Genomic DNA, 7895 nt, shown 5'->3' with positions numbered 1-7895 from the left:
CGATGCGCGGCCCCCGGCCCGGATGTCGGCAGGGAAGTCAGTCCTGCTTGAACGACCTCTTGACGTCGTCTGCGGCGTCGGTGACCTTGTCACCGGCCTGCTTCATGCCGCCCTTGGTCTGCTGGCCCTTGCCTTCGGCCTCGAGATCACGATCGTTGGTGGCCTTGCCACCGTGCTCCTTGGCCTTGCCGGCCAGTTCTTCTGCCTTGTGCTTCGCCTTGTCGATGAAATCGGCCATCGGTCGGTCCTCCTTGTTTGACGGACGGTTCTCTCTCCGGATACCCGGCCGGCACGCAGCGAAACCGCGAACCGGCAAGCGGCGCCGAATGCGGCCGACCGTGTAACACTGCCTGGGTAGACCCATGAGGAGGAGAAAATGTCCGACCCGAACAGCGGCGACCCCATCGGCGATGCCCCCGATGCCGATCCCGAACTGACGCGCAACCGGTCCGGTGGCGGGGCAGCGGCGGTGTGGCGCGTGGTCACGGTGCTGGTGATCATTGCGCTGATCATCGCGCTGATCATGGTCTTCCTCTAGCGATCGCCCGAGCGGAGACCGGTCGGCCTAGAGCCAGTCGCGGCGTTTGAACAGCACGAACAGCACGGCTGCGGAGAAGAAGACGATGACAGCGACCGCGAGGACGCCCATTTCCTCTCCCGAGCCGGGAAACGGCACGTTCATCCCGAACCAGCCGGTCACAGCGGTCGGCACCGCGATGATCGCGGCCCAGCCGGTCAGCTTCTTCATGACGGTGTTGAGACGGGCATCCTGCAGCGACAGATTCGTCTCGAAGACGGTCGTGACCATGTCGCGTAGCGATTCGGTCCATTCCGTGGCACGGAGAACGTGGTCGTAGAGGTCGGTGTACCAACCGTCCAGCCCGGGCGCGATACCGTGTTCGGCGCGAAAGTGCATCACCGCGTTGACGACCTCTCGCATCGGCAGCACGACCCTGCGCAGCTGAACCAGTTCCTTGCGGAGCCTGTAGACAGCCCGCTGGATCTGCTTCGGCTGGGCCTCGTCGGCGAACAACCCGTCCTCGATCTCCTCGATCGCGTCGTCGAGGTCACGGATGGTGTCGAATTGCCCGTCGACGACCACGTCGAGCAGGCCGTGCAGCAACGCAGCGGTGCCGAATTTCAGCAGGTCGGGGTTTGCGTCCCAGCGGGTCACCACATCGTCCATGTCGAACGGGCCGCGGCTACGGACGGTGACCAGGCACCCGGGCAGAAGGAATGCCGAGATCCGCGTCGTGCTCAGCCGGGATTCGTACGCCTCCACCGCGGGATCAGGGCCGGTCGCGAGGTGCGTGGCGTAGACGGTGAGGAAGGTGTGCGTCGCATAGCGCGTCGCTTTGGTGCGTTCGCCGCGCGCGAGCGCATCTTCCACCGCGTGGGGGTCGAAGCTCAGCTCCTCCGCCAGCGCGAACAGTCTCTCCGGTTTCGGATCGAGAAGATCCACCCATACGAGGCAGTCGGGGTCCTGCAGGTAGTCCGAGATGTCGGCGAACGGGACGTTGTCACCCTCGACTTTTCCGCTGCGCCACACCCGTGTGCGGACCTGGCCGTCGTGGATGGTGGTCATTCTCGCAGTCTGCCCGACTCGCTCCCGGTGTGTGCAGGGTCGAGCCCGTGTTCTCGAACCGGTTCGTCGCGGGTGACGACGGGGCGCGTGTCCCTGCGTGCAACCGTTCCGGCCGTCACATTCGGGTGCCGACACCCCCGGCGTCCGCCAGTCGGAGCATTTCGGCGAGGAAGGCCTCGTCGACGATGGGCCAGCCTCCGGGCAGCGTGCCGGTCCGCACTCTGTCCTGCAACGACTGGAGCACCGCGACCACGTGCGGGCCACCGTCGATGAGATGCCGCACCAATCCGCGCTCCCCGCACAGCGCGACGAGCGGCGCAACGGTTCGCTCCGCTTCCTCGTACCGCCCGGCGGCGTGGAGGCATGCCACGACGAGCCGGGTGTAACTCATGTGAGTCCGCGGGCGACGGCCTGCGGTCCGGCGTTGCCACCACCGCGCCCACTCCACGGATTCGGCCACGGCGGCCGGCTCGCCGGTGCGGTAGAGCAGACGGATCGCGGTAGCGTCCTCGTATTGCGCGGTGACCTCTTCCGGTCCCACCGCGAGGGGCGTATCGGGATCCGGCATCGTTCGGTGCGGCGGTACCTCGGGGTCGAAACCCAAACGCAGACGTTCGTTCTCGATTCGTGCTCGCAGGCGCGGAAGTTCGTGTGTCGACGCCGCCCGAAGTCCTTCGTCGAGCAGTTCGAGGGCGGCATCCCTGTCTCCGCGCAGCAACTTCAGCCGAGCTGCGGTGGCAAAGCGAGCCATCATGAAATCGGCTATGCCGCCCTCGATTCCGAGTAATTTGCTCTCGTCGAGCAAGGCTTCCGCCTCAGTGATTCGTCCCTGCTCGTACATCATCTCGCCGAGCATCGCAGCCGACAGCCGACCCGCGTGGCTGTGGATTCCGCTGCTGTTCCGAGCCGCGCGCAATGCCCTGCGGAAGTACTCCTCGGCGCCCGCGACGTCGAGTTGCTCGTTCGCGGCCATGCCGCACAGGCACAGCCCGTAGATCGACGCGAACTGCCCGCGTGTGCGCTCGTGGTAAGGCCGCGCCCACTCCTGACGGCGCCGCGCACTGTCGAATTCGAAACACAGGAGGTCCGCGTAGGACGCGAAGACGGACGCGGAGCCCACCGCCCAGGGACGGGCATCCTGGGGTTCGGCGAGGACCGGTTCCACCAACTCTGCGATCCCCCGGACCTGATCGGCGTTCATCAGGAGCGCCGCTTCGGCCACGCGGGTCTCGACGAGGAGCGCATCGAGTTCGGACGAGGGGAGAGTGCTTCGGGCGCATGCGGCCGGAATGGCGGCAAGCGCCCCCCGTGCCTCCGAGAACCGCTGCAGCGCAGCGTTGGCCCAGCTTCGACTCAACAGCAGACGGGGGTCGTCGGCGACCGCCCGAGGTGGCAGCTTGTCGATCTGGGCCAGGAGAGTGCCCATATGCCCCTGCTCCATCAGGGACATGCCGTCCGTGGCCACCAGATCCACCGCGAATGCCGTGTCACCGGCGGCGAGCGCGTGGTCGACGGACTCGCGGATCAGGTGGTGCCGCGCGCACCACTGCGCGGCGGCGCGGTGCAGTGCGGGGATGCGCTCGGGATGGTCGCGTTCGAGGCGTCGGCGCAGGAACTCGCGGAACAGGTGATGGAAGCGGAACCAGACGCGTTCGTCGTCCACCGGACGAAGGAACAAGTCGCGTTGTTCCGCGTCCTCGAGCATCGCCTGGCTGTGCGGCTCGCCGGTCAGTGCTGTGGCGAGTCCGGCACAGATGGAGTGCGTGACCGAAATCGCCGTGAGGAACTCGTACATCTCCGGCTCGAGCGTGGAAAGCACGTTCTCGGCAAGGTATTCCCCGATCGCGTGGTGGCGCCCGCTCAGATTCTCGATCATGGCCGACGGATCGTCGCTGTCCCGCAACGACAACGACGCGAGCTGCAGGGCAGCGGCCCAGCCTTCGGTGGTGTTGTTCAATCGCTGTACGTCGTCGGGAGACAGATGCAGGCCCCCGACGTCGCGAAGAAACGCCTCGGACTCCTGGTCGTCGAAACGCAATGCGGCCGAGTCGACTTCCAGCAGCTCGTCGCGCACGCGCATGCGGCTGAGCGGTAATCCGGCCCGGCTGCGGCTCGTGACGACGACGTGCAGGTTCGGTGGCCCTTGCTCGATCAGAAGTTCGAGAGCCGCAACGGTTTCCTGTGAGGTGACACGATGCCAGTCGTCGACCACGAGCGTCGTCGGCTCACCGGTCCGGAAGATCTCGTCGATGAGCGTACTCAGGACGTAACGGGTCGCCTCGTCACCGTGCGCCTGCAGAATCTGCGCGAGGTCGCGGGCGAGCGCGGGGTGGAGTTGCTTGACGGCTTCGATCAGGTGCGCGAGAAACCAGGTGACGTCGTTGTCGTCGCTGTCCACGGTGAGCCACGCGACGGGAACACCTTCGGCTGTGAGCACGTCCCGCCATTGCGCCGCGAGAGTCGACTTCCCGAATCCGGTCGGGCCGTGGATGGCAGTGAGCCGCCGACTCTGCCCGGAGCGGAGCAGTCGAAGCAAGCGGGTTCGGTGGACGAGCGGCCGGGCAGGCAGCGGAGGACGGAAACGGGTGGCGGGGGCAGTCGACCGCGGCGTGACGGCAGCGGTAGGCGGGTGGCCCGTCTCCGGAGGTGCGTCCGCCCGCGCGTCCGTGAGATCCGCAGGCGGCGACGAGGGCAGCGCCATGTCGTCGACCTTCAGACCGTGACGCCACTCGATTGCACGGAGAAGCTCACCGAACTCCGCGGCGGACGCCGGACGATCCTCGGGGTCGGGCGCCATTCCGCTCTCGAGGGCGACGCACAGATCATCCGGGATACCGGAGCCCCGAAGGTCCGGGACGGGCTCGGACGTCATCCGCACGAACTGGGCGACGACCCGCTCACCCTCCTTGCGTTCGAAGGCCGCGTGACCTGTGATCGCGCAGAACAAGGTGGCGGCGAGCCCGTACAGATCCGACGCCGGTGTCGGCTGCCCGCCGCGCAGGACCTCGGGGGCGGTGAACGCGGGCGATCCGGTGATCATCCCGGGTGTCGTGCGGAAGCCGCCCCCCACGTGCGCGATGCCGAAGTCGGTGAGCTGGGGCTCGCCGTATTCGGTGATGAGGATGTTGCCGGGCTTGACGTCCCGGTGCAGGACGTCTGCACGGTGGGCGGTCTCGAGTGCTCCGGCGACTTTCACGCCGATCCGTATCGCCTCCGGCCACGGCAACGGGCCGTGCTTGCGGATCCGCGTGTCGAGCGAGTCGTGCGGGTGATAGTGCATCACCAGGTACGGCTGGTTCGAGTCCGTGGTCCCGGCCTGCAGCACGTTGACGATGTTCGGGTGGCCCGAGAGCCGGCCCATCGCGCGCTGTTCCCGCAGGAATCGTTCGAGGTTGTCGGGATCGAGGGTCGTGCGGAGCACCTTCACCGCGACCGTCCGGTCCAGCGACTCCTGTCGGCAGCGGAAGACGATTCCGAAACCGCCGCGGCCGATTTCTTCGGCGTCGGTGAATCCCGCATCGGCCAGCGAACGCACGATTTCGGCAGTGTCCACCGTCGGCGCCGGGGCGCGCTGGGTGGAGATCAACTCGTAATCGGGCATCGTTTCGATCACCTCGCGGGGCCGTTTCTTCAGCGTAGTCCCGAAATGTGCACTCCCGACGCGGATCGTTCGCACGCCCTCGTTTACCGTGATCCGACCGGACCCTGGCAACGATGCCAACGGACCGGTCCAACAACACTGCTATCAGAAGTGGGACATCAATGAAGAAGACTGTCGCGGCGCTGTTCGGCGCAGGCGTGGTCCTGCTCGCGTCGGCGTGCGGATCCTCGGACGGAACCGCATCGGCCGACGAGACCACCACCACGACCACCACAACCACCACGAGCGCCTCGTCGGCGCAGGGTGGTGCAGGTGTGCAGCTCGGCAACAGCTACGACGAGAACTGCGACGCTCTCGTTCCGTACCTCGACGAGCTCGAGGAATGGGGACAGGATCGTGCCCAGGCAGCGCAGGCCGTCGCGGATGCGCAGCAGCAGCTCCCGCAGTGGCAGGAGCTCGACGTAGAGCAGCAGGCAGACACGCTCCGCGCCATCGAGAACGCCGGCAAGGGCGAGTGCTGACAGACTCGCTGTTCGACAGGTTGCGGCGCTTCCCGGATGTGGAAGCGCCCAATCTGTTCGCTGTCGATGCCGCGGACCGGCTGATCCTCGACGAAGCCGGCCCCGCCCTCGAGGCGGCTCCCGACGGCACCGTCGTCGTGATCGACGACCAGTACGGTGCCCTGACCCTCGGAGCGGCGGTCCGCTACGAGGCATCCGGCCTGCGCGTCCATCAGGACTCGATCGTGGCCGAGCGCGCCCTGGCCGCCAACGCTTCCCGTGAGAACCTCGCAGACCGGTACGCGTCACACGGTCTGGACGAACAACTCCTCCGCGGCGCCCGCGTCGTGCTCCTGCGCCTGCCGCGTTCGCTCGGCGCGCTCACCGAGACAGCCGAAGCGATCGCCCGGCACGCCGACCCGGAAGTCGTCGTCTTCGCCGGCGGCCGGGACAAGCACATCACCGTCGCCATGAACGACGTGCTCGCACGATCTTTCGCCGAGGTCCGGGCGTCACGGGGGAGGCAGAAGTCGCGCGTGGTCACCGCGCGCGGGCCGATCCCGGGCCCGAGCACCTATCCGGTACGGGAAACCCTCCCCGAACTCGACCTGGTCGTCGTCGCGCACGGCGCCGCGTTCGCCGGCCCGCGACTGGATATCGGCACCCGCTTCCTCCTCGACTTCCTGCCGCGAACGGCACCGGACGCATCCGTCGCCGTGGACCTCGGATGCGGCACCGGCATCCTGGCGACCGTGCTCGCGCGGCAGCACCCGGACATGCGGGTGATCGCCACCGATCAGTCGGCCGCCGCGGTGGACTCGGCCGCGGCGACCGCATCCGCGAACGGCGTCGCCGACCGCGTCGATGTGCTGCGCGACGACGTCGCAGGCTCGCTGCCCGACGCCTCCGTCGACCTCGTGGTGTGCAACCCGCCCTTCCACATCGGCGCGGCCGTCCACACCGGCGCCGCGGAGAAGATGTTCGCCGCGGCGGGTCGCATCCTGCGTCCGGGAGGAGAGATGTGGACGGTGTACAACTCGCACCTGCGCTACCGCCCCATCCTGAAACGGGTGGTCGGCGCCACGAGCGTCGAGGGCCGCAACCCCAAGTTCACCGTGACTCGATCGGTGCGCACCCGGTAGAGTCCGATTCGTCCGGGGTCTGCTCTGCGGCGACCGTCACAGCGGTCGGAGGGAGGGAACTTCTGCCCCGGCTTACGCGTTGAGCGGACAGAAGCGACCACCAGAAGGGAAGTGCACGGTGCGCACCACCAGTAACCCGGTGTTCCGTAACCTGCCCAAGCAAGAGGGCGGCGGATACGCCAGTTTCGGCTCTGCGTCGGCAGGCGCCGCGCAGGTCACCCAGCAATTCGGCCAGCCGCAGTATTCGCCTACGGACCCGTGGGCGCGGCCCACGACCGAGCGGTCGATGACCATCGACGACGTCGTCACGAAGACCGGTATCACGCTCGGCGTGCTCACCGTCTCTGCGCTGATCTCCTACGTCCTCGTCACCATGAACACCGGCCTGGCCGCACCGTTCGTCATCGGCGGCGGTCTCCTCGGTCTCGTCCTGGTGCTCGTAGCCACCTTCGGCCGCAAGATGGACAATCCGGCGATCGTGCTCGCGTACGCCGTGGCGGAGGGCTTCTTCCTCGGCGCGCTGTCGTTCATGTTCACCGACATCACGTTCGGTGGCGCCGGTGGCTCGACACTCATCGCTCAGGCCGTCCTCGGCACGTTCGGTGTCTTCTTCGGCATGCTCGTCGTGTACCGCACGGGCGCGATCCGGGTCACGCCGCGTCTGACCAGGATGATCGTCGGCGCTCTCGTCGGTGTCCTGATCCTCGCGCTGGGCAACATCATCGCGGGCTTCTTCATCGACGGCGGCCTCGGGCTGCGTGACGGTGGCCCGCTGGCCATCATCTTCAGCCTCGTGTGCATCGGCATCGCGGCGTTCAGCTTCCTGCTGGACTTCGACTCCGCCGATCAGCTGATCCGCGCTCAGGCTCCGGAGAAGGCCGCGTGGGGCGTCGCCCTCGGCCTCACCGTGACCCTGGTGTGGCTCTACGTCGAGATCCTGCGTCTGCTGAGCTACTTCCAGAACGACTAGCAACAACCACGAACGAAGGCCCCCGGCGCGGCGCCCCGGGGCCGCGGTGGGTTCCGGCATACCCCCCCCCGAGCCCCCCGCGCCCGCTGGGGGCGGG

Annotated in this window: 7 protein-coding genes; 4 read left to right on the top strand and 3 right to left on the bottom strand. The window is 67.5% G+C overall.

Annotation, left to right across the window (positions count from 1 at the left end):
- Positions 1-37: 37 nt before the first annotated feature.
- Positions 38-238: a CsbD family protein gene (locus TVH25_RS19855; protein WP_169621527.1), complete on the bottom strand. Its 201-nt coding sequence runs from the start codon at positions 236-238 to the stop codon at positions 38-40.
- Positions 239-376: 138 nt separating this feature from the next.
- On the opposite strand from TVH25_RS19855, the gene TVH25_RS19850 reads away from it, so the two are divergent.
- Positions 377-538 carry a hypothetical protein gene (locus tag TVH25_RS19850; protein ID WP_169621528.1) on the top strand — a complete coding sequence of 54 codons (162 nt, stop codon included), beginning with the start codon at positions 377-379 and terminating at the stop codon, positions 536-538.
- 27 nt (positions 539-565) lie between these two features.
- Here the strand turns inward: TVH25_RS19850 and TVH25_RS19845 are convergent, their stop codons facing one another.
- On the bottom strand, positions 566-1585 hold the full coding sequence (locus TVH25_RS19845; protein WP_296551025.1) for a magnesium transporter CorA family protein: 1020 nt from the start codon (positions 1583-1585) through the stop codon (positions 566-568).
- A gap of 115 nt (positions 1586-1700) precedes the next feature.
- The gene (locus tag TVH25_RS19840) at positions 1701-5186 is read right to left on the bottom strand and encodes a protein kinase domain-containing protein (protein ID WP_422425287.1); all 3486 of its coding nucleotides are present in this window, start codon (positions 5184-5186) and stop codon (positions 1701-1703) included.
- A 161-nt stretch (positions 5187-5347) separates the two neighbouring features.
- Between TVH25_RS19840 and TVH25_RS19835 the strand changes: the two genes are divergently transcribed.
- The 3 genes from TVH25_RS19835 to TVH25_RS19825 all read left to right on the top strand — a co-directional run bounded on the left by TVH25_RS19835 (position 5348) and on the right by TVH25_RS19825 (position 7798).
- A complete protein-coding gene (locus TVH25_RS19835) occupies positions 5348-5707 on the top strand; it encodes a hypothetical protein (RefSeq protein ID WP_240952338.1) in 360 nt (119 codons plus the stop codon).
- A complete protein-coding gene (locus TVH25_RS19830; RefSeq protein ID WP_422425286.1) occupies positions 5701-6828 on the top strand; it encodes a class I SAM-dependent methyltransferase in 1128 nt (375 codons plus the stop codon). Before TVH25_RS19835 ends, TVH25_RS19830 begins: the two co-directional genes overlap by 7 nt.
- A gap of 118 nt (positions 6829-6946) precedes the next feature.
- Positions 6947-7798 (top strand): Bax inhibitor-1/YccA family protein, encoded by an 852-nt coding sequence (locus TVH25_RS19825; protein WP_169652512.1) that lies wholly within the window; start codon positions 6947-6949, stop codon positions 7796-7798.
- Positions 7799-7895 lie beyond the last annotated feature (97 nt).

This window comes from Rhodococcus sp. 7Tela_A2 (assembly GCF_049311045.1).
Taxonomy (GTDB): domain Bacteria; phylum Actinomycetota; class Actinomycetes; order Mycobacteriales; family Mycobacteriaceae; genus Rhodococcus.
Note: the sequence above shows the minus strand (reverse complement) of the source record. Positions and strands in the feature narration are given on the sequence as shown.

What these genes read in the sequence shown, in the direction of transcription:
- TVH25_RS19850 (WP_169621528.1), top strand. Translation starts at nt 377, where the DNA reads ATGTCCGACCCGAACAGCGGCGACCCCATCGGCGATGCCCCCGATGCC.
- TVH25_RS19845 (WP_296551025.1), bottom strand. Translation starts at nt 1,585, where the DNA reads ATGACCACCATCCACGACGGCCAGGTCCGCACACGGGTGTGGCGCAGC.
- TVH25_RS19855 (WP_169621527.1), bottom strand. Translation starts at nt 238, where the DNA reads ATGGCCGATTTCATCGACAAGGCGAAGCACAAGGCAGAAGAACTGGCC.
- TVH25_RS19835 (WP_240952338.1), top strand. Translation starts at nt 5,348, where the DNA reads ATGAAGAAGACTGTCGCGGCGCTGTTCGGCGCAGGCGTGGTCCTGCTC.
- TVH25_RS19840 (WP_422425287.1), bottom strand. Translation starts at nt 5,186, where the DNA reads ATGCCCGATTACGAGTTGATCTCCACCCAGCGCGCCCCGGCGCCGACG.